Origin of the sequence: Picosynechococcus sp. PCC 73109 (assembly GCF_001521855.1) — a bacterium.
GTDB lineage: Bacteria > Cyanobacteriota > Cyanobacteriia > Cyanobacteriales > MRBY01 > MRBY01.
This window is the reverse complement of the sequence record NZ_CP013998.1, coordinates 1,631,541-1,651,913: the sequence shown is the minus strand read 5'-3', so window position 1 is coordinate 1,651,913 and position 20,373 is coordinate 1,631,541. Positions and strand designations below refer to the sequence as shown.

Sequence of the window (20,373 nt, the reverse complement as noted above, 5' to 3'; positions counted from 1 at the left end):
AGGCTGCCATTTCCCGAAGTTTTTTAACCCTTGCTCTATGTCTGCTTCTAAGTCTCCAGCCCCTTTATTGGCCTACTTCACCGCTTTTTTTTACATTCTCTTTAGCCTCATTCCCGATAGCCATAGCATGATGGTGGCCTGGTCATGGGTGTTTGTGTGGCAGGTGGGTCTGTTCTGTCCTTTGTTGTGGTTTTTGGTGCAGCTATGGGATAACCGCCGCCTCTATCTGTTGGGCAACGGGTTTGATCAGGGTCTAATTGCAATTTTAGTCAGCTTGGGGATTTCCACCCTGGGGGCAGAGTTTCCCCAGCAAGCCCGCTGGCAAGCCTGGGCCTGTTTAGGGTTTATCGCCGCGCTCTACCCCATTAGTCGTTGGCTGAATAGTGTGACTGGTCGTTATCGATTATTTTTGGGACAAGGATATTTAAGTTTGGCCTTCGTTGCTTTTAGTTTGGCGCTGTGGCTGAGTCGGACATTTTTACCGGAAATTGAGCGACTCCGGGATTTGGGCGTTGATGGAGCGGTGCAACAGTTTGATTTTTCGCTGCTGGAGCTGCGCAATTGGGCTCCCTTGGGTCACCAAAATTATGTGGCCGGTTATCTCATTCTTTGTTTACCGACCCTCCTGGGCTTGGCGATTTTACATCGGGATTGGCGGCGCTGGCTTTGGCTGACGGGGGTGGTGATTGGGGCGGTAGATCTTTATACCACGAGCTCTCGGGGGGGTTGGCTTGGGTTGGCGATCGCCTCGGTGGTGGCCTTCGGGTTTGCCTGGGGGTTTAGTCAGATTCGCAAATTTTACTTAGTGCTGGCGGGGATTATTTCCACAGGGGTTTTAGGGATTTTTGTGCTGACCAATAACCGCCTCTACAATCTCGTGGTGCCGATTTTACAGGGGGAATTTGGGGAATTAAATTACCGTTGGGTCAATGCCCAGGTGGGTGGGGCCATGGGTCTCGACCATTGGTGGACGGGGGCTGGTTTAGGAAATGCGTTCTTGTTGTATCAAAATTACCGCCCAATCACAGCGGGTCGCCTTTCGGAAATCATTTATCAACTCCACAGTACCCCGGTGCAACTCTGGGCGGAAATGGGCATCTGGGGCTTGGGTTTGTTCTTTGGTTCGATTGTTTTTCTGGGGGTGATCCTCTGGCGACTGCGGGGCCATGTTAGAGGGATGGCACGGGAAGACCGCATTTTGTTAGGCAGTATTTACACCGGGCTAGTCGGCTATTGGGCCTTGAGTTGGACGGATTACCAACTGGATAATGTGGCCATTAGCGGCATCATTACAATTCTGGTGGCCCTGCTCGCGGCGATCACCCGTCAAGATCAACCCCAAATATCTCTCCCGTCCCAGCCAAACCCAGAAAAATTTTTAGGGAAACCCCGTCTTGTGGCCCTTGGTCTAGTGGGCATTTACGGCGCCGTTGCCATCTGGTTAGCACCGATCCAAGCCGCCTGGGAGCGATCCAGCACCGGATTTTTAGCATTGCGCCAGGAAACCCCTGATTATGACCGTTTTGTGGAAAATTTGACCGCCGCCCATGACCTCGCTCCCTGGGAACCTTACTATTCCTATCAGTTGGGTTGGAATCTCGGTGAATTAGCTCTCCAGACTACAGACTTAGAACAACGGCAACGCTATCTCCAGGAGGCGATCCAATGGTTTGACCAGGGCAACCAATCATCTCCCTACCGGGAATTTGGCCGCAGCAACGTGGCCTGGCTCCACATCGCCAACAATGAAACCAATCTAGCAACGGCGGAATTTTACCAATCGGCCCAGCTTGTGCCCGCGAAACGAGGCATTTTCTACGGGTTGGGGTTAAGTTTGTTGGCCCAGGACAAAACAGATCTTGCGGTCGAGGCGATCGCCTTAGAAATTCTTCGGGATCCCCAATTTATCACCAGTCCCATTTGGCGAGGCGGGGGCTTGGGGGAGCTTTATCCAGCGGTGGTGGCGCGGGTGATGGGTCACTACGAACAGCTACTGGCGCAATATCCCGATGATCCGTTGTTACATCGCTGTCGGGGTGGCATCGCCTGGTGGATTGGGGATTTTGCCCTGGCCGAAACGGAATTTCGGCAATATTTCGACGCCACGGCCCTCGGTTTACTCCCCGGTCGGGAAGCCCTGGGTCAGGAAACGGCGATCGCCCTGTTGCAAGCCACCTGGGAAAACCCAGAAAAACGCTTAGAACTCCTAGAGGAAGCCTGGGCTAAGGTTTCGCCCCAACAGATCCTCACCGACCGACAACGGCAAGAATTTTTAGCCACCATGGCCAATAGTCCAGATTTTGCCACTTGGATCCGCGTCGGTGCCCCAGTCCTCCAGTACCGTCGCCAGCGCAGCGGGTTTAATGTGAACAGTCGCCACATTGACGGGGACAATCCCACGGATTTTTGGACGGTAAGCGAAAACCTCGCAATTAACACCTGGTTCGGCGAATTTTTCCCGTCCGTTGTCTATGAACCTCGGTTTGACTTGCAATTGCAGCCCCTCAGGGACAATCTCTATGCAACCCTCAAAACGGAAATTAACCCCTAAAAATTGAGCCAATTACTCAGGCCAGCGGGTAACGGCAAGAAAATTAACGCCACAAAAACCAGGGTAAACATGCCCAACAGGTCGCGGCGATTGTCCAAATCCGTCACATCGTTAAGGGCGGGCTGGTTCGCGATGGGCATCAACAGGGCGAAAATCGCCAGAAAGAGAAAATTCGGCTGCACAAAGGCGATCGCAATCATACAAATCCTTGTCACCTGGGCAATAATGCTCGCCGTCCGTTGACCGAAAACGGCATGGGTCATCAAACCACCATCCAATTGACCGATGGGTAAGAGTTGCAAGCCCCCCAACATCAGGGCCACATAACCGGCGATCGCCACCGGGTGTAAATCCAGGGCCATATCCGGGGTGAACTGATTTCCTAGGGCCAAACGGCTCATCAGTCCTAGGAGGAGGGAAAACCTTGGATTAAATTCATTAAAGGCCAACAGCGTTGATTCCTCTGGCAAGGGTACCACTTGGGACAGACCCAGGCCCACCCACAAACAAGGCAGGGTCAGGAGCATCCCCACCCAGGAACCTGCCACCGCAAAATCAAATAGGGCTTGGCGATGGGGAATGGGGGATTTCCGCTGGGTATAGGCCCCTAGGGTACCGATAAAAAAGGGGATCGGGACAAAATAGGGGAGCGTCGTTTTAATTTTGTAATAGGCCGCCGCACCGTAATGGCCCAGTTCATGGCAACCGAGAATTGCGACTAACAGCAGACCATAGGGTAAGCCCTGCCAAAGCATACTCGGATTCTGTTGGATCACCTCCGGAGCCACTCCCTGCAATTCCAAACCCATCACGGTGGTAGTAAATAAAGTAATTAACACCAAGGCGATCGCCAAATCCGGGCGCGTTAGGGGTTCCTCTTTCGTTTGGGATTGTTGGGCCGCTTTCCAAGGGTTGGGAACAAGGGCAAAAAACGGTTGACCCCGCAGACTTTCTTGGAAGACCACAATAAAGCGATCGCCAAAGAGCTGTTCGATATTATCCCGAATTGTTTGGTAGGCTTCCTGGGGGACCGCTCGCAACTTGCCTCGACAGAGGATCGCCTGAGGATAGTAGTCAATATTCTGAAGATAATAAACCCCCCAGGGAAAACAATCCCGGAGTGCTTTTTCTTCCTTGGTACTGATCGGGCGGAGCTTAGAGCCTTCCTTTTTCAGGGCAGAAGCTTGGTCTAATTTTTCTAAATCTAAGCTTGGGGTTTGGGGCGCAGCAGGCGGCGGGCTGGGATCAGCAGATTCGTCCGGTTTAGGTTTACCCCAGTCCAACAAACTCCAATACATAAACGGCGAAAGGATCAACAGTGGCAACATCAGCAACAAGGGCATCGGCTGGGTCGCCCCAAAAATTAAAATCCAGACTAGCCAGGCGGAAGCAGGCAACATCATCACCAGCCAGAGTAAGCTTAATGGTGCTTTATTTTCTGGTGGTACAGTGCGGCGGATGAGGGCGTAGGTCAACACCCCCATAACGAAGAAAAGCAGCCAAACTTCCATGAACTTTCAATTGAATCCTTACTAGAAAATGTGTGGCACAAGCAAAATGATTGCCCCTGCTTTGTGGCGATCGCCCCTAGAGAGAAAATTGTCGAAACCTCACCCCAATGCAACAATGGTAGCGACTGTTTAACATTTCAACATGAGTAGGGACTCCCCCCGTGCAGACTCCCCCCAAACCGCCCCGCAAACTTTTTGAAGACATCTACGCCTTTGCCCCTAATCGAGAAACCCTCGGTGGCACAGCCTACTTTATCGCAAAAGCCGGTGGTGGTCTGTTGGTTGATTGTCCCCCTTGGCACCCAGAAACCCTCAACTTTTTGCAGGCCCAGGGCGGCGTCAAAACCCTCTACATCACCCAGCGGGCCGCCATCAGTAACCAAGTCGCGAAAATTCAACAGGCCCTCGGTTGTGCGATTGTGATCCAAGAGCAAGAAGCCTACCTGATACCAGAGGCTGACGTGACGCCCTTTCGGGATGATTGGCAGGATGGTGATTTTCGCGGCATTTGGACACCCGGATTTTCCCCTGGTGCTTCCTGTCTCTATTATGGCCAATGGGGAGGCTGTCTGTTCACGGGGCGGCATCTCCTCCCCAACCAAAAGGGTGAAATTCTCGCCCTGCGCACCGCCAAAACTTTCCACTGGGGCCGCCAACTCAAAGGCATCGAAAAGCTGATTGAAACGTTTAAAAATCAGCCCCTAGAATATCTGCTGCCCGCTGCAAATACGGGTTTTCTCCGGGGTACGGGTTATCTAGCGGAGGCCTACCCAAAATTACAACAGGCGATCGCCCTGTCCGAAACTCAACCCCTTGTGCATCTCTAAAGCCGCCAATTTCGGAGAAATTAACCCAGGGGCGATCGCCCTCTGCCCGTGACTCCCATCTCAGGCAATGCGACTATATAATAAAGGCTATGTGGGCAATCATTGCTTGGCTTCACCCAAGAGTCATCAAGGTCTGCCCCTGATTTTCCCCAATTTTTTCCCTGTTCATCCCCAAAACATTTAGCATCGAGCTTTCATGGTTCAATCAACTACCTCCTATCAACACCTTTCTAGCCAAGCCGTCCCCTACAGCTACTCCATGGGTGGGACGGTGGTGCCGATGGTTGTCGAACAATCTGGCATGGGAGAACGGGCCTTCGATATTTACTCCCGTCTACTGCGGGAACGAATTGTGTTCCTCGGTACCGCCATTGATGACACTGTTGCCGACTCTGTGGTGGCCCAGTTGCTCTTTTTAGACGCCGAGGATGCCGATAAAGATATCCAACTTTATATCAATTCCCCCGGTGGTTCAGTTTACGCGGGGATGGCGATCTACGACACCATGCAGCAGATTCGCCCCAATGTGGTGACCATTTGCTACGGCATCGCCGCCAGTATGGGAGCCTTTCTTCTATCGGGGGGCACCAAGGGTAAGCGGATGGCCCTGCCCAGTTCCCGGATTATGATTCACCAGCCCCTCGGTGGTGCCCAAGGTCAAGCGGTGGATATCGAAATTCAAGCCAAGGAAATCCTCTACATCAAAGATAAATTAAATACGTTGATCGCCGACCATACGGGGCAACCCTTTGATAAGGTGGCAGAAGATACCGAGCGGGACTTCTATATGTCCGCCGAAGAGGCTTGCCAGTATGGTTTGATCGACCAAGTGATCGCCCCGAACGCCGCTTAACCCCATCGCTCACGTTATCCAGAGGCCCTACTCCAAAACCCATGTCTAAATACGACTCCCATCTCAAATGTTCCTTTTGTGGTAAGTCCCAAGAACAGGTTAGAAAGCTCATCGCTGGGCCAGGGGTCTATATTTGTGACGAATGTGTCGAGCTGTGTAACGAAATCCTCGATGAGGAGCTGATGGAAAATGCAGCGGGCATGGGGATGGGGCGATCGCCTGAAAAAAATCCCCCCAAGGCTCCCCCTGAAAAAATTAATTTTGAAGACATTCCCAAACCCAGGGAAATTAAGCATTACCTCGACGAACATGTCATCGGTCAGGACGAAGCAAAAAAAGTTCTTTCCGTGGCTGTCTACAACCATTACAAGCGCCTGAGTTTGATGGAAGACGACGACGCCGATCCCGTCGCCGATGGCATCGAACTCCACAAATCCAATATTCTTTTGATCGGGCCAACGGGATGCGGTAAAACCCTCCTCGCCCAGACCCTCGCGAAGATCCTTGATGTGCCCTTTGCCGTCGCCGATGCCACGACCCTCACCGAGGCGGGCTATGTGGGCGAAGATGTCGAAAATATTTTGCTGCGCCTCTTGCAGGTGGCCGATCTCGATGTGGCCGAAGCCCAGCGGGGGATTATCTACATTGACGAAATCGATAAAATTGCCCGCAAAAGTGAAAACCCCTCCATTACCCGTGATGTGTCTGGGGAAGGGGTACAACAGGCCCTGTTGAAAATGCTGGAGGGTACCGTCGCCAATGTGCCACCCCAGGGAGGCCGAAAGCACCCGTACCAGGACTGCATTCAAATTGATACCCGCAATATTTTATTTATTTGTGGTGGAGCCTTTGTCGGTCTTGATAAGGTGATTGAGCGGCGGGTCGGCAAAAAAAGTATGGGCTTTGTGCGGCCCGGGGAAGAAGGTAGTGCCAAGGAACAACGTACCGCTGAATTGCTCCAGCATCTTTCGCCAGAGGATCTCGTTAAGTACGGGATGATTCCAGAGTTTATCGGGCGGATTCCGGTGATTGCGTCCCTCAGTCCCCTCGATGAGGAAGCGCTAGTTGAAATTTTGACCCAGCCGAAGAATGCCCTCGTCAAGCAGTACAAAAAACTCCTGAAGATGGACAGTGTGCAGTTGGAGTTTGAACCGACCGCTATCCGGGCGATCGCCCAGGAAGCTTACCGCCGCAAAACCGGGGCCAGGGCGCTACGGGGCATTGTCGAAGAATTAATGCTCGATGTGATGTACGAACTGCCTTCCCGTAAGGATGTCAACCGCTGCACGATTACACCAGAAATGGTCGAAAAACGCTCTACGGCTGAACTCCTACTCCATCCGTCCTCCTTACCCAAACCAGAATCCGCTTAAGGAAGATGGCGATCGCCCAGGTGCGGGGAGTCCCCCACTATTACGAATGGATTTGTCGCGGGGGCTGCGATCTTCCCAAACCAGTGATGTTATTTGTCCACGGTTGGGGCGGGTCGAGCCATTATTGGCGCAGCACTGCCACGGCCTTCAGTGAATTTTTCCATTGTTTGATCTATGACCTGCGGGGCTTTGGTCGTTCTGAACTCCCCGCCGATTACAGTGGTGATTATGCCCTAGACGATTATGCTCTGGATTTAGAAGTACTGCTGCGGCAGTTAGACATCAACAGCCCAATTATTCTCAATGCCCATTCCATGGGGGCTTCCATCGGGGCAATTTTTGCGGCGCAGTTTCCCCAACGCCTAGACCGGGCCATTTTGAACTGCAACGGGATTTTTGAATATGATGCCCGCGCCTTTGGGACGTTTCAGAAAATTGCTGGCACCATTGTGCGCTTACGGTTTCCGTGGTTGCGTCAGGTACCGGGGCTGGATCGGTTGGCGATCGCCCGTTTTTTGCAGCAACCAATTGCGCCCACAGAACGGCGGCAATTCCTGGAGGATTTTTTGAGCGCTGATAATCGCGCCGCCGCTGGCACCCTGCTGGCCTCGGTGAATGAAATGATGGTGACCCGCTTGCCCCAGGCGTTTCGCAATATCCAATGTCCGACCCTGTTCCTCGCCGGGGAAAAAGATCAAATCATTCCGGCGGCCATGGCCAAAAGGGCGATCGCCTTAAACCCAAACTTTCAATACATTGAAATTCCCCAGGTGGGACACTTCCCCATGCTCGAAAATCCCCACCTCTACCAGGCCGAAATCCAGCAATTTCTCAGGGACAAATTTCCCGGATAGTATTTATTCTTGGGATCCCTCAAAGAATGATACGCTCTAACAGAACCTCAAAAATTGACGAGAAAATTCTGATGCGTATTTTGTTTGTTTCTGCCGAGGCTGCTCCCATCGCTAAAGCTGGAGGTATGGGAGATGTGGTGGGATCACTGCCCAAAGTTTTACGGCAGTTAGGACATGACGCGAGAATTTTCTTACCCTATTACGGCTTTCTCAACGACAAACTCGACATCCCTGCGGAACCCGTGTGGTGGGGCAGTGCAATGTTCAATACGTTTGCCGTGTATGAAACCGTATTACCCAATACCGATGTCCCCCTTTATCTGTTTGGCCACCCTGCCTTTGATGGACGACATATCTATGGTGGGCAGGACGAATTTTGGCGTTTTACCTTTTTTGCCAATGGGGCCGCTGAATTTATGTGGAACCACTGGAAACCCCAAATCGCCCACTGTCACGATTGGCACACGGGCATGATTCCGGTGTGGATGCACCAATCGCCGGATATCAGCACGGTATTTACGATCCATAACTTGGCCTACCAGGGGCCTTGGCGGGGTTTCTTGGAGCGCAACACTTGGTGTCCTTGGTACATGGACGGTGATAATGTGATGGCCTCGGCGCTGATGTTCGCCGATCAAGTGAACACCGTATCTCCCACCTATGCCCGACAGATCCAAACCAAAGTCTATGGTGAAAAATTAGAGGGTTTATTGTCTTGGATCAGCGGCAAAAGTCGCGGCATCGTCAATGGCATTGATGTGGAACTATATAACCCTTCTAACGACCAAGCCCTGGTAAAACAATTTTCTACCACCAATCTTGAGGATCGGGCCGCCAACAAAGTGATCATCCAAGAAGAAACGGGGCTAGAGGTCAACTCCAAGGCTTTTTTAATGGCAATGGTTACCCGCTTAGTGGAACAAAAGGGGATTGATCTGCTGCTGAATATCCTGGAGCAGTTTATGGCCTACACCGACGCCCAGCTCATTATTCTCGGCACTGGCGATCGCCACTACGAAACTCAACTCTGGCAAACCGCCTACCGCTTTAAGGGGCGGATGTCTGTGCAACTACTCTATAACGATGCCCTCTCCCGCCGGATTTACGCTGGATCCGATGTCTTTTTGATGCCGTCACGCTTTGAGCCCTGTGGCATTAGTCAAATGATGGCGATGCGCTACGGTTCTGTGCCCATTGTGCGCCGTACTGGGGGCTTGGTGGATACGGTTTCTTTCCATGATCCGATTCACCAAACCGGGACAGGCTTTAGTTTTGACCGCTACGAACCGTTAGATATGTACACCTGCATGGTGCGGGCCTGGGAAAGTTTCCGCTACAAAAAAGACTGGGCTGAACTACAAAAACGGGGCATGAGCCATGACTTTAGTTGGTACAAATCCGCCGGGGAGTATCTCAAGATGTATCGCCAAAGCATTAAAGAAGCTCCGGAATTAACGACCGATGAAGCCGAAAAAATCACCTATTTAGTGAAAAAACACGCCATTTAAAAATGATGTTGAAAGCCTTGGAATAAATCTTTCAGCCAAGTCATCGCTTGGTTACGGTTTGTTTTGACTTCCAGTAACCTTACTCCCCTGGGTGGCAAAGTAGCACAGGTTTGCATTAGGTCAGCTTTGGTTTGGATCGCCTGATATGCAATGCCATATAAATCGCATACTTTAGAAAATTCAACGGTTTGGGGCGTCGCAAAATATTCCTCAAAAATATCTTTTTCTTCGGCGATGGGTAACATTTCAAAGATGCCGCCGCCTTGGTTATTGATCACAATAATCGTCAGGGAGCCGGTAAATTTTGATAATGTCAAAAAGCCATTGGTATCGTGGAGGAGAGCGAGATCCCCCGTCAGTAACACAGCAGGCGAATGATTCTCCGCAATGCCCAAAGCCGTTGATAGGGTACCATCAATGCCATTGGCCCCCCGGTTAAAGTAAGGCAAAATTTGTTGATCATTCAACTGCCAGAAAAATTCGGCATAGCGCACCACCATGCTATTGGCAAAGAAAATAGCTGTTTCCTCTGGTAACGCTCTGGCTAAACAGTAGGCGATCGCCGCTTCGTTGAGATTTTGTTCTGCCTGGAAAACTGCGGCTAATTTGGCGCGAATTTTTGCATCTTGGGTCTGCCATAGATCCAAGTAGGGCAAACCTTTTTCGTTATCGGGAAAGATCCCCAAATACTTCATGGTACGAAGATTAACGGCGAGATATTGGTGGGGACGATGGAGGGGGTCAAAATTATCGGCCCGCTCGCTTAAGATATAGGTTTGAATCTGCTGTGCTTCGAGCCAGGCCCGCAAAATTTTACTGGTGGGCAAAGCGCCAATTTGAATCACAATTTCTGGTTTGAGGGTTTCTGCTAGGTTTTGATCCCGCAAAATAAAATCGTAGGTGATGACTAAACCCTGGGGAAAATAATGGGCATAATTCCGCACGGGGGAGAGGGCTTCGGTTAAAACTGGAAAACTCAAATAACCCGACAACTGTGCGATCGCCTGGCAATATACATCGGGATCATCGGGCTGATACACTCCAGCAATAATTAGCCCCCGGGCATAATTTTTCCAAGCTTCCGTAGGCAAAATATCCGCAGAAAATTCTGCCTTTTCCAGGGGCTGAATCTCGGCAAAAAAATCCGCCTTGATCACATCTTTGAGGTGCGTCACTGAGCCATCGGCGATGGGGGCAAGGGGATCCCGAAACGGACAATTGAGATGCACCACCCCTTTCTGGGGAAACTGCGATCGCCGCCAAGCTTGCACCATGGTTTGTCGGGCATAGCGCAACATTTCAACAGTGCCCAGGGGCGTCGCCATTTCACTAAACCACTGGGCAAAATTCCCAAATAGCTTGATCTGATCAATGGTTTGCCCCGAATGACAATCCCGCAATTCCGGGGGGCGATCGCCTGTGAGGATAATTAAAGGCACCGCACTTTGGTAGGCTTCGATCACCGCTGGATAGAAATTGGCTCCCGCTGTCCCCGACGTACAGACCAGCACCGTCGGTAAACCAGAACTTTTCGCTAAACCCAGGGCAAAAAACGCCGCCGAGCGTTCATCTAAAATCGGGATCGTTTTAATCTGGGGGTGACGGGCCAGGGCAACGGTGAGGGGCGTAGAGCGTGAACCGGGACAAATCACCGCCGAGCGCAAGCCTAAACGAACGAGGGTTTCTACCATCACACCCGCCCAAAGACTATTAAGGTTACTAAAATCTAGACCCATACCTGCCGTGCTGAATTATGTTCCCAAATCACCCAGGTTACAATTAAAGCACCGATTTTTCGTCTTTTGGCATGATTGCTTTACCCTCTGGTTTTTCCCCCCAGGCATACCTCGAACTTGAGCTTGAAAGCACAATTCGCCACGAGTATCGCCAGGGTTTGGTCTACGCCATGGCCGGTGGTATTGATGACCATAGTCGCCTTGCCATTAATTTTTTAACTGCCCTGAATCTGCATCTCCGGGATGGCCCATGCCGATTTTTTGCGGGGGACGTAAAAGTTAATTATCGAGACCAGTTTTTTTATTATCCTGATGCTTTTGTCACCTGCGACCCTAGGGATCAACAAAATCGCTATGTAAAACAATTTCCCAAGTTAATCCTTGAGGTTTTATCTCCAGCCACAGAGAACTTTGACCGCACAGAAAAATTCCAAGATCATCAACGGATTACGACCTTAGAAGAGTATGTTTTGATTTCCCAAACGCAACAGGAAGTAGAGGTCTGGCGGCGATCGCCCCAGGGTTGGACGAGTCAAATTTACCGGACGATTGATCCGGTCAAGCTCACCAGCATCCACCTTGAAATGCCTATATCAGAACTGTATCGGGGCACCAGTCTCGAAAGCTTCATTTAAGATGCCGTCGGATTTTTGGCGCGGGCTTCGAGATCGTCAAGGGTTTGCAAGACTAAACGTTTTGCTTCTAGTTGCCAACCCCAGCGTTGAATTTGGATGGCTGCGGGCAGGGCGATCGCCGGGGCGAGGAAATCGAGGGGCTGCTGGAGGGAAATACCGAACAGTAAACCCAAACCCGCAATGCCCCAAAAAGGTAAAGCGACTGTCTGTCGATTTTCCAGCACCATTTTTCCGAAAAATCCCTGGGGCATCTGGGCCAAAAGTTCGTCCTTAATTTGCTGCTGTTGTCGAGGATTCAACATAAACGCAAATTTGCGGCGCAACTTTTCAATCTTGCGGGCGTCGGTACTGTATTCTGTCAGTTCATTTTCCGCCATCTGAATCAATTTCTCTAGCTGAGCCATGGTGCTTTGGGCCTCTCTCTTTAAAAATCTCTGTTTATTGTGGCATTCCCTGGGATTTTCTCCCCGGCTCCCAAAAGGCGATCGCCATTACTATTCAGCTTCGTTTATCATCAACCCCTAATTTTTTCATCATTCCGACGGTTTTTTCTACCGCTGTTTCGATAAAAATTTGCTATTGTAAAGAAAGTTTAAGTAAGTTATCCAAATTTATAAACAAGTCTACAAATCACCAATAAATGTGTGACGCAGACAACAAAACCACAAAAGTAAACCATGCTAAAGATAGAGCATTGACCGAAAAGCACCATGAGTATCCCAGGCTTGTTCCAGAGAACCGCTGCCCGTTTTCAAACTATGAACTCTCCCACCGCAAGACGTCTCCGTTTGACGCTATTTTGTGACTTCGATGGGCCATTGGTCGATGTTTCGGAGCGATACTATGGTACGTACCAAGCCGCTCTCCAGCATACGCAACAGATTTACGCCCAACAGGGCATCGCCATTCCCCTCAAATACCTCGGCAAAGACCAATTTTGGCAAATGAAGCGCCAACGGGTCAGTGATATCGAAATTGCCATGCAGTCCGGACTCCAGGAAGAGCAAATTGCCTTTTTCCTCGACCATGTCCGCACCATCGTCAACGATGAAGCTCTACTCCACCTCGACAAAATGCAGGGGGGCGTGAACTGGTCTTTGGCCTTACTCCATTCCTACGGGGTGAAATTGGTACTGGTGACGCTCCGGGAAGAACAGCAGGTGCGGAAAATGCTCGATCAATATGGCCTAAAACGTCTATTTAGTGGGATTTACGGTAGCGACGATCGCCACACGGCCTATGTGAACAATGTGGACGTAAAAACCGCCCTCCTTAAGGAGGCGATCACCGAACAAGGAGAACTAAGCGATCAATGGCTCATGGTTGGTGATACCGAAGCGGATATTATCGCCGCAAAAAATATGAACATTCCGGCGATCGCCGTGACCTGTGGTATTCGCGATACGGCCTACCTCAAAACCTATCAGCCCGATCATTATTGCAATGATCTTCTCTCTGTGGCCCATTTTCTGGCGGAGCGCTATGGTCACTCTCCCAAGCCCCAGGGCCATCACTACTGCCTATCGAGCATTCTCACATAATCCCACCAACGCACCAGAGGCGTACAAAGGAGCGGTGCCCAGAGGCTACTTAAAATTGCCGTTGCGAGGCCGATCCGTTGCAGTTCACCCCAGAGCATCCCTGGGGAACCCAACCCCCACAGCAGATATTGAAATGCCATAATCACTTCTGCGGCTAGGGTCATCACGAAGACCAGTAGCGCCAGAATAATAAAGTCTTCCTGGAGATAGCGTTGTTGTCGCCAGCGGGAAACAAAATAGGCGACCAGCACGAAGCCTGGAAGGTGGGAGGGCAAAGCACTCACCATTAAGCTGTCATGGATCCAAGCAGCAGCGATCGCCCCCAGGAGAGCATAAATCATCTCCCGCTTCACACTCCAAGCAATTACCCACATCAAGAGCCACTGGGGACTAAAACCGAGGATTGTCATCCCAGGAATGCGGAGTAACAAAAGCTGGCTACACAGCAGCAGCGAGCCAATGCTCACCAAACCATTCATCCAGGGCAGTGCCCCTCTAGGGAGTTTGCGAAACATCTTGCTCCGGTTGCAGCTCAAAATTTAAGGGCTTCTGCTCAAAAGGTGCTACCAATACCCATTCCAGCGACCCCAGCGGTACCGTCAACTCCACCGTCGCGATGGGGGCTGGCCCCGCATTAAAATCAATTGCGGCAATGCGACCAATGGGGAGACCTGGGGCGTACAGGGTGCTCAGGTTTGAGGTGGTGACCATATCTCCCACCTTGACATCCGGAACTTTCTCATAGAAGACCATCTGGGCCTGTTGGGGATCATTTTGGCCCCGGAGATAGCCCTGGAAACGACTCCGGGACAACATCACACCCACTTGTTGGTTGAGGTCACTCACTAAAGCAACGCGACTACTGTGGGGGGTAACTTGTACCACCCTGCCCACAAGTCCACCGATGCCGGTCACAGTGTCCCCGACCTTGATCCCGGCTTGACTCCCCTGGCCGATAATAATTTGCTGCCACCAAGCATCGGCACTGCGACCAATGACCGGGGCGGCGATCGCCTCTGTCTGGAGCGTTTGTCGATAATCCAATAAATCTTGTAGCTGTTGGTTCTGGGCTTCGAGTTCCTCGACTCGATTTTGCAGTTCCCGCAGCTTACTGTTCTGGAGCAAAATTTCCGTTTCAGCGGCGGTGAGATTGCCCTGACGCCGGAAGAAAAGCCCATAAAATTCCTGAATTGCGCCCCCCTGGGTCTGGCGCAAAAATAAAGCAGCCGAAAGGCCAACCCCAATAAAAATTAAGGTCATCCCATAGCGTTGCCACCAACGGCGGAACATTAACATGCACTCAAGAAAACGATGTAATCCATCCTAGGCTATTCGTAGCGAGTATGGCTCTTAAAGACCCGCTCCATATCCTTATCTTTAAAGTTTTCCAAAACACGACCTGTACCCAAAGCAACACAGCTTTCAGCATTGGCCGCCACGTGGGTAACGATGCCTGTTTCGTGGCTAATCAGGGTATCGAGTCCCTTGAGCAGGGCGCCCCCCCCGGCCAGCATAATTCCCCGATCAATAATATCAGCAGCCAATTCTGGTGGAATTCGTTCTAGGGTGCGCTTCACAGCTTCAACGATGATCGAAAGCGGTTCAGACATACTTTCACGGATTTCAGGGGCCTTGATGGTGACGGTGCGGGGTAATCCGGAAAGCAAATGTAAACCACGCACTTCCATGATCGGCTCTTCTTCGTCGGTGGGATAGGCAGACCCCAGTTGAATTTTGATATCCTCGGCGGTGCGCTCCCCAATGACCAAATTGTGGACTTTTTTCATGTAGAGCATAATCGAGTCGCTGAGTTCATCCCCCGCAACCCGTACCGATTCGCTCAGAACAGTGCCCTGTAAACTTAAAACGGCCACTTCTGTGGTGCCGCCACCAATATCAATAATCATGTTACCGGTGGGTTCAGAAACGGGTAACCCAGCACCAATGGCAGCGGCAACGGGTTCATCAATGAGATAAACATCGCTGGCCCCAGCTTCTTTGGCTGCTTCTTCGACGGCCCGCCGTTCTACCCCTGTAACCCCACTGGGAATCCCGATCACCATCCGGGGCCGAATCAGGGGATTGCGGTTATCGTGAACGCGCTTAATGAAGTGCTTTAGCATCGCCTCGGCGGTGTCAAAGTCCGCAATTACCCCATCCCGGAGGGGACGAATGGCAATCACGTTGTCGGGGGTGCGCCCTAACATGCGCTTGGCTTCTAGGCCGACTGCCAGGACTTCTTGATTATTTTTGTTGATGGCCACAACAGACGGTTCCTGGAGGACAATCCCTTTACCAGAGACGTATACAAGGGTGTTGGCGGTACCGAGATCGATACCCATGTCCCGTGAAAATGAAAAGCGACTAAATAAACCCACTTGTACGCTGACCCCTTATCTGCTGTGTGTTGAGCTGGTTTTGAACCTTGAACACATTTACATGATTTACATCGATGTATTGTGTCGGCGGATCTTTAGCGAAAAATTATAACTTTTGGATTTTATTATGTTTGTTCACCGGCGTCTAGCGTCTATGGATAGCTCCCGCGGGGATCAAGAGATCAAGGCGATCGCCTATTTGTCGCCAATTTTACAGGGCATTTTATTCGCCATGACTAATCTTGCCAGAAGGGGACTTCGGGGGGCTGATTCATCTCTTCGAGGGTTTTCCAGCCCGCTTCCCATAGTCGTTGATCCTTGAGTTGTTTGGCATTGATCCAAAATCGGGTGTCAGGGTCACAGGAGGATACTAATTCGGCAAACACCCATTTCCCTTCATTGCGGCGGTTCATCACCTGGAAATGTCGCCAACCGAAAGTCTTTTGGGTGGCGGTCCATTTAGACCCAAGGAGATGGGGAAAGCGTTGTTTGTGTTTCTTCGCCATGGCTGAATTGATGCTCGATCACACCCTAAAATCGGGGTCGTTTATTCTAGCTTAGTGGGACGCGCTTTTCGGATCAAAGGCGTCTCGGAGGCCATCGCCAAGGTAATTTAAACTGAGCACCGTCAAAAAAATCGCTAAGCCTGGAAATAGTGCCATGTGGGGAGCTGTGGTCACGAAATTTTGGGCATCATACAGCATCCGTCCCCAAGTCGGAATGTCCGGTGGAAACCCTAAACCAAGGAAACTGAGGGTTGATTCGGTGATGATCGCGTTACTCACGGACAGGGTGGCGGCGACGGCAATAAGACTGACCAGATTCGGCAAAAGATGTGTCCTGAGGGTGCGGAGGGGATTGGCCCCCATGGCCTGGGCCGCGGTCACAAATTCTCGGTTTTTGAGGGTTAAGCATTGGGCGCGGACTAACCGGGCGATCGCCATCCAATTCAAGCTACCGATCACCAGCACCACGAGGAGAAAGGTGCCCCATTCTGCCCCGGCGATCGCCCGGAGGGATTCCCGAAACAGATAGACCACCAGAAGTAATACTGGCAGTTGGGGGAGGGATAGAAATAGATCCGTCAAACGCATCAACAATTGATCGAGCCAGCCACCATAAAAGCCGGCGATCGCCCCAATCACAGTTCCTAAACTAATCGCCACAGCCATCGCAGCCAGCCCGACCGTTAGGGAAACTTTGCCCCCAAACAACACCCGCGCCAATTGATCCTGTCCGAGGTCATCGGTGCCAAAGGGATGCGCCCAGCTTGGTGCCAGGGCACTTCTGGCAAAGTCAATACCATCAATGGGGGTCTGGTAAATCAGCGGTAGGCCAAAAACCAACAAGGCGATCGCCCCCAGGACAATCCCCCCAAGTACCGCCAAACGATTGCGGCAAAACCGTTGCCAACTGCGCGTCTTATTCCACATCCTCGTTATCGTAATAGAAAGGACGCACTCGGGACGTGAACCCAGACGCCTTAAATTTTTTCAGTTGGAGAGGTTCCGGCTGATTGGCAGCGACCGATACCGGGATCTGAAACTCACTAATGCCTGGTGGTACTTCTAAAATGGTGCCCACACGACCGCGATTCTCAAAGGTCGGCGAACCATTGGCATCATAAATACGCCCAAACACATCCGCATCAACAATATATTTACCCGATGTGTTTTTCGCTTTGCCTTTAATCATGAAACAGTTTGCATCTTCATTGGAGCCGCTGGTCACAATTCCCTGCATCTCTGCGGGACAGCGCTCATAGCTCAAGTCAGACAACTGAATCGGCGTGAGGGCCAAGGCCTGGCTGAAGGGAAATAGCCCCAAACAAAGCCATAAACATCCCGCGAGAAAGCTTACGATGATGCTGCGTCGTTCCATGGATTTCCCTCAATGTCAAAAATTTCCTCTAGCATAACAATTCTATTTTTTTCCCAAGACTTCCGCTAGATTACAGTTCCAATCTGGCGCATCCGATGGCGGAAAAGCAGAGTATAATAACTGATTGCCCAAAATCACCAGATTCTATTTCCCATGCAATTTATTGACCACGCTGAAATTGAAGTTATCGCCGGAAAAGGGGGAGATGGAATCGTTGCCTTTCGTCGCGAAAAATACGTGCCCGCTGGTGGCCCGGCGGGGGGCAATGGCGGCTGGGGGGGTTCAGTGATCTTTCGGGCAGAAGAAAACCTGCAAACCCTCCTCGATTTTCGTTATGCCCGTACCTTTAAAGCACCGGACGGCGAACGGGGTGGCCCCAATAATTGCACCGGAGCGTCTGGGGAGGATCTGATTGTGGATGTGCCCTGCGGTACGGTGATTTATGACCAGGAAACGGACGAAGAAATTGGTGATTTAGTTTTTCATGGACAAACCTTCTGCGTCGCCAAGGGCGGTAAGGGAGGACTAGGCAACAAACATTTTCTCAGCAATAAAAACCGCGCCCCGGAATACGCTCTCCCTGGCTTAGAAGGAGAAATCAAGCAACTGCGCCTAGAGCTGAAATTACTGGCAGAAGTGGGCATTATCGGCCTCCCCAATGCCGGGAAATCGACCCTAATCTCTGCGTTGTCGGCGGCTCGGCCCAAAATCGGCGCTTATCCGTTTACAACTTTAATCCCTAATTTAGGCGTGGTAAAACGGCCAACGGGGGACGGCACGGTATTTGCGGATATTCCAGGCTTAATTGAGGGGGCGCACCAGGGGGTGGGCTTGGGCCACGAGTTTTTGCGCCACATTGAGCGCACGAAGGTTTTGGTGCATCTCGTTGATCTCAATGCAGAAGATCCAATTAAAAATTACGAAACGATCCAGGGAGAACTAGAAGCTTATGGTCGCGGTTTACCAGAACTCCCCCAGATCATTGCCCTCAATAAACTCGATGCCGGCGATCGCGAATTGGCAGATTTCATCACAGAAGAATTACGGCAGCTGACCGACGCCAAAATTCTGACCATTTCAGCGGTATCCAGAACCGGTCTAGAACAGTTACTACAAGAGATTTGGGACGTCTTAGACCACCTCAAAGAGATCAGCCGAAATGAAGCATCTGAAACCTCAGTCATGGATCTTGACAGTCTTCACATTGCAAATAAATGATGCGGGGTTTTAAGGCGATCGCCGGATTGCCGCCATAGATAGTCAGCGGGTCGAGCGATCGCAAGGCAACACTCCCCAAACAAAGCACCGCCCCTTCGCCGATGGTGACACCGGGGGCAATGCTACTGCGGGCCCCCAGCCAACTGCCCCGTTCAATGTGGATGGCACGGGTGATTAGTTTAAAGGTGGGGTCGCTCCAGTCGTGGTTACCGGTGCAGAGATAGACATCCTGGGAAATACAAACATGGTCGGCGACAGTGATTGGTGCCAAGTTATCGAACCAGCTATTTTCGCCAATCCAGCAATGGTCACCGATGGTCAGCCGCCAAGGAAATTTAACGCGCACGCCAGGTTTAAGCCTCACCCCTTGACCGATGGTGGCACCAAAGCAACGCAATACCCAAACTTTGAAGGGAGATAGAGGAATCAACCGAGTTCGCACCACAGGATCACCGATAAAAAACCACAAGAGTTGCCTTAGAAAGGAGGCACCGGGAGTGTAGTTTCCGGTGGTATAGCGGTCGAGATGGATAAAACTCACAACAGCAATTTTTAACAAAGGCAGGGATGGTGATAATGCTTGAATGGCCGAAGACAAAAAAGGCGATCGCCAAAGACGCTATGTCTGTAGCAGATCAAAGAATGTTTCTTTTTCAATGCCAATGTCTTTGATCATGCCCAGGAGTGTACCTTGCTTCAAATCCTTGCCTCGATGAATTGGGACAACAACTCGATTCCCTTGCTTATCTTTGTAGATGGCATGGCTTCCTTTTTGGCGATTCAAGGCAAATCCAAGCTTTTTGAGCACTTTGACGAAATCTTTGGCCTTGACACTTGGAAGGTTGCTCATACTGAAACACTCAAGGGTTTCACAATCAAATTTTCTTGAGGAATAGGTTGGCGATCGGCGATTAAACTTTCAAGGTATAGCTCAATGGCCTCTGTGATATTTTGCAGCGTTTCTTCAAACGTGTCGCCTTGGGAATGACATCCTTTGAGCATTGGGCAGAAGGCATGATACCCACCATCGGGTTCTTTTTCCAACAGAACAGTGTAGTTATAAATTTGTTTGGGACTGGTGGTCATGGTGCTCTCGTTTTTTTGAAGGATTGAGGCTGAGAAGGGTCTTGGTTCTACGATATTTTCTTCTTCTTACAGGGGGTAGAAAAGATCACAGTGAGAGTAGCAATAATGCCGCGACTGCCGAAAACCAAAAAGGAGATCGCCTTTTTACTCCCCGTATTCCTGAAGAAAACTGAGAAAGTCTGCTAGGGCTGTTCTGGTTTCTCGGCCAGGGGTAAGTTGATACCGTGTTTGGAGAATAAAGCCTCGATTTTGGATTCGAGCACGGCGAGCCGCTCGTTCTCTTTCTTCAGCTGCTCGGTCCCTTTCTCGATCTGCTTTACGTCGTTCTTCGTCTGCAAGAGCATCGCGTCGAGTTTCGCGTTCTCTTGCTTCAATCTCTCGATATCGGCTTCGATTTCCAGCGTGCCACTCAAGGCTGAGA

General features: G+C 50.9%; 22 protein-coding genes. 9 read left to right on the top strand and 13 right to left on the bottom strand.

Features of this window, described 5'->3' with window-relative positions:
• The first annotated feature begins 37 nt into the window (after positions 1-37).
• Positions 38-2,551: an O-antigen ligase family protein gene (locus AWQ23_RS07900; RefSeq protein ID WP_232308869.1), complete on the top strand. Its 2,514-nt coding sequence runs from the start codon at positions 38-40 to the stop codon at positions 2,549-2,551.
• Here AWQ23_RS07900 and AWQ23_RS07895 read toward each other — a convergent pair.
• Positions 2,548-4,062: a site-2 protease family protein gene (locus AWQ23_RS07895; RefSeq protein ID WP_062434161.1), complete on the bottom strand. Its 1,515-nt coding sequence runs from the start codon at positions 4,060-4,062 to the stop codon at positions 2,548-2,550. The genes AWQ23_RS07900 and AWQ23_RS07895 overlap by 4 nt on opposite strands.
• Positions 4,063-4,223: 161 nt before the next feature.
• Between AWQ23_RS07895 and AWQ23_RS07890 the strand changes: the two genes are divergently transcribed.
• The 5 genes from AWQ23_RS07890 (at position 4,224) to glgA (ending at position 9,477) form a co-directional block, all read left to right on the top strand.
• A complete protein-coding gene (locus AWQ23_RS07890) occupies positions 4,224-4,889 on the top strand; it encodes a hypothetical protein (protein ID WP_062434158.1) in 666 nt (221 codons plus the stop codon).
• A 196-nt stretch (positions 4,890-5,085) separates the two neighbouring features.
• On the top strand, positions 5,086-5,742 hold the full coding sequence (clpP, locus tag AWQ23_RS07885; RefSeq protein WP_030008130.1) for an ATP-dependent Clp endopeptidase proteolytic subunit ClpP: 657 nt from the start codon (positions 5,086-5,088) through the stop codon (positions 5,740-5,742).
• A gap of 41 nt (positions 5,743-5,783) precedes the next feature.
• Positions 5,784-7,115 carry an ATP-dependent protease ATP-binding subunit ClpX gene (clpX, locus tag AWQ23_RS07880; RefSeq protein ID WP_012307148.1) on the top strand — a complete coding sequence of 444 codons (1,332 nt, stop codon included), beginning with the start codon at positions 5,784-5,786 and terminating at the stop codon, positions 7,113-7,115.
• 5 nt (positions 7,116-7,120) lie between these two features.
• Entirely contained in the window at positions 7,121-7,969 is an 849-nt protein-coding gene (locus tag AWQ23_RS07875) for an alpha/beta fold hydrolase (protein ID WP_062434156.1), read from the top strand.
• A 71-nt stretch (positions 7,970-8,040) separates the two neighbouring features.
• Positions 8,041-9,477, top strand: a complete 1,437-nt coding sequence (glgA, locus tag AWQ23_RS07870; RefSeq protein WP_062434153.1) for a glycogen synthase GlgA — start codon at positions 8,041-8,043, stop codon at positions 9,475-9,477.
• Here glgA and menD read toward each other — a convergent pair.
• Positions 9,474-11,213, bottom strand: coding sequence for a 2-succinyl-5-enolpyruvyl-6-hydroxy-3-cyclohexene-1-carboxylic-acid synthase (menD, locus tag AWQ23_RS07865; protein WP_062434150.1), 1,740 nt, complete (start codon positions 11,211-11,213; stop codon positions 9,474-9,476). The genes glgA and menD overlap by 4 nt on opposite strands.
• 71 nt (positions 11,214-11,284) lie before the next feature.
• Between menD and AWQ23_RS07860 the strand changes: the two genes are divergently transcribed.
• Complete coding sequence (locus AWQ23_RS07860; protein ID WP_062434147.1) at positions 11,285-11,848, top strand: Uma2 family endonuclease; 564 nt, start codon at positions 11,285-11,287, stop codon at positions 11,846-11,848.
• Here the strand turns inward: AWQ23_RS07860 and AWQ23_RS07855 are convergent.
• Positions 11,845-12,252 (bottom strand): hypothetical protein, encoded by a 408-nt coding sequence (locus AWQ23_RS07855; RefSeq protein ID WP_012307143.1) that lies wholly within the window; start codon positions 12,250-12,252, stop codon positions 11,845-11,847. The genes AWQ23_RS07860 and AWQ23_RS07855 overlap by 4 nt on opposite strands.
• Positions 12,253-12,558: 306 nt before the next feature.
• Between AWQ23_RS07855 and AWQ23_RS07850 the strand changes: the two genes are divergently transcribed.
• Positions 12,559-13,389, top strand: coding sequence for an HAD family hydrolase (locus AWQ23_RS07850; RefSeq protein ID WP_232308868.1), 831 nt, complete (start codon positions 12,559-12,561; stop codon positions 13,387-13,389).
• Here the strand turns inward: AWQ23_RS07850 and mreD are convergent.
• The 6 genes from mreD to AWQ23_RS07820 form a co-directional block, all read right to left on the bottom strand.
• Positions 13,362-13,904 (bottom strand): rod shape-determining protein MreD, encoded by a 543-nt coding sequence (gene mreD, locus AWQ23_RS07845; protein WP_045442536.1) that lies wholly within the window; start codon positions 13,902-13,904, stop codon positions 13,362-13,364. The two genes, AWQ23_RS07850 and mreD, sit on opposite strands and share 28 nt — an antisense overlap.
• Entirely contained in the window at positions 13,885-14,685 is an 801-nt protein-coding gene (mreC, locus tag AWQ23_RS07840) for a rod shape-determining protein MreC (RefSeq protein WP_062434141.1), read from the bottom strand. The genes mreD and mreC overlap by 20 nt, the downstream gene beginning before the upstream one ends.
• 32 nt (positions 14,686-14,717) lie before the next feature.
• Positions 14,718-15,767 carry a rod shape-determining protein gene (locus AWQ23_RS07835; protein ID WP_012307139.1) on the bottom strand — a complete coding sequence of 350 codons (1,050 nt, stop codon included), beginning with the start codon at positions 15,765-15,767 and terminating at the stop codon, positions 14,718-14,720.
• A gap of 236 nt (positions 15,768-16,003) precedes the next feature.
• Positions 16,004-16,273, bottom strand: a complete 270-nt coding sequence (locus tag AWQ23_RS07830) for a TIGR02450 family Trp-rich protein (protein ID WP_062434138.1) — start codon at positions 16,271-16,273, stop codon at positions 16,004-16,006.
• A gap of 51 nt (positions 16,274-16,324) precedes the next feature.
• Positions 16,325-17,200, bottom strand: a complete 876-nt coding sequence (locus AWQ23_RS07825) for an ABC transporter permease (protein ID WP_062434135.1) — start codon at positions 17,198-17,200, stop codon at positions 16,325-16,327.
• On the bottom strand, positions 17,190-17,648 hold the full coding sequence (locus AWQ23_RS07820) for a hypothetical protein (protein WP_012307136.1): 459 nt from the start codon (positions 17,646-17,648) through the stop codon (positions 17,190-17,192). Before AWQ23_RS07820 ends, AWQ23_RS07825 begins: the two co-directional genes overlap by 11 nt.
• 153 nt (positions 17,649-17,801) lie before the next feature.
• Here AWQ23_RS07820 and obgE point away from each other — a divergent pair, with 153 nt between their 5' ends.
• Positions 17,802-18,866 carry a GTPase ObgE gene (gene obgE, locus AWQ23_RS07815; protein WP_062434132.1) on the top strand — a complete coding sequence of 355 codons (1,065 nt, stop codon included), beginning with the start codon at positions 17,802-17,804 and terminating at the stop codon, positions 18,864-18,866.
• On the opposite strand, the gene AWQ23_RS07810 is transcribed toward obgE, so the two are convergent.
• The 4 genes from AWQ23_RS07810 to AWQ23_RS15755 form a co-directional block, all read right to left on the bottom strand.
• The gene (locus tag AWQ23_RS07810) at positions 18,829-19,464 is read right to left on the bottom strand and encodes a putative colanic acid biosynthesis acetyltransferase (protein ID WP_315862651.1); all 636 of its coding nucleotides are present in this window, start codon (positions 19,462-19,464) and stop codon (positions 18,829-18,831) included. The genes obgE and AWQ23_RS07810 overlap by 38 nt on opposite strands.
• Positions 19,465-19,485: 21 nt before the next feature.
• The gene (locus AWQ23_RS07805; RefSeq protein ID WP_062434128.1) at positions 19,486-19,716 is read right to left on the bottom strand and encodes a type II toxin-antitoxin system HicA family toxin; all 231 of its coding nucleotides are present in this window, start codon (positions 19,714-19,716) and stop codon (positions 19,486-19,488) included.
• Positions 19,713-19,952 (bottom strand): type II toxin-antitoxin system HicB family antitoxin, encoded by a 240-nt coding sequence (locus AWQ23_RS07800; RefSeq protein WP_062434125.1) that lies wholly within the window; start codon positions 19,950-19,952, stop codon positions 19,713-19,715. Before AWQ23_RS07800 ends, AWQ23_RS07805 begins: the two co-directional genes overlap by 4 nt.
• 182 nt (positions 19,953-20,134) lie before the next feature.
• A complete protein-coding gene (locus AWQ23_RS15755; protein ID WP_062434122.1) occupies positions 20,135-20,365 on the bottom strand; it encodes a hypothetical protein in 231 nt (76 codons plus the stop codon).
• Between the last annotated feature and the right edge of the window lie 8 nt (positions 20,366-20,373).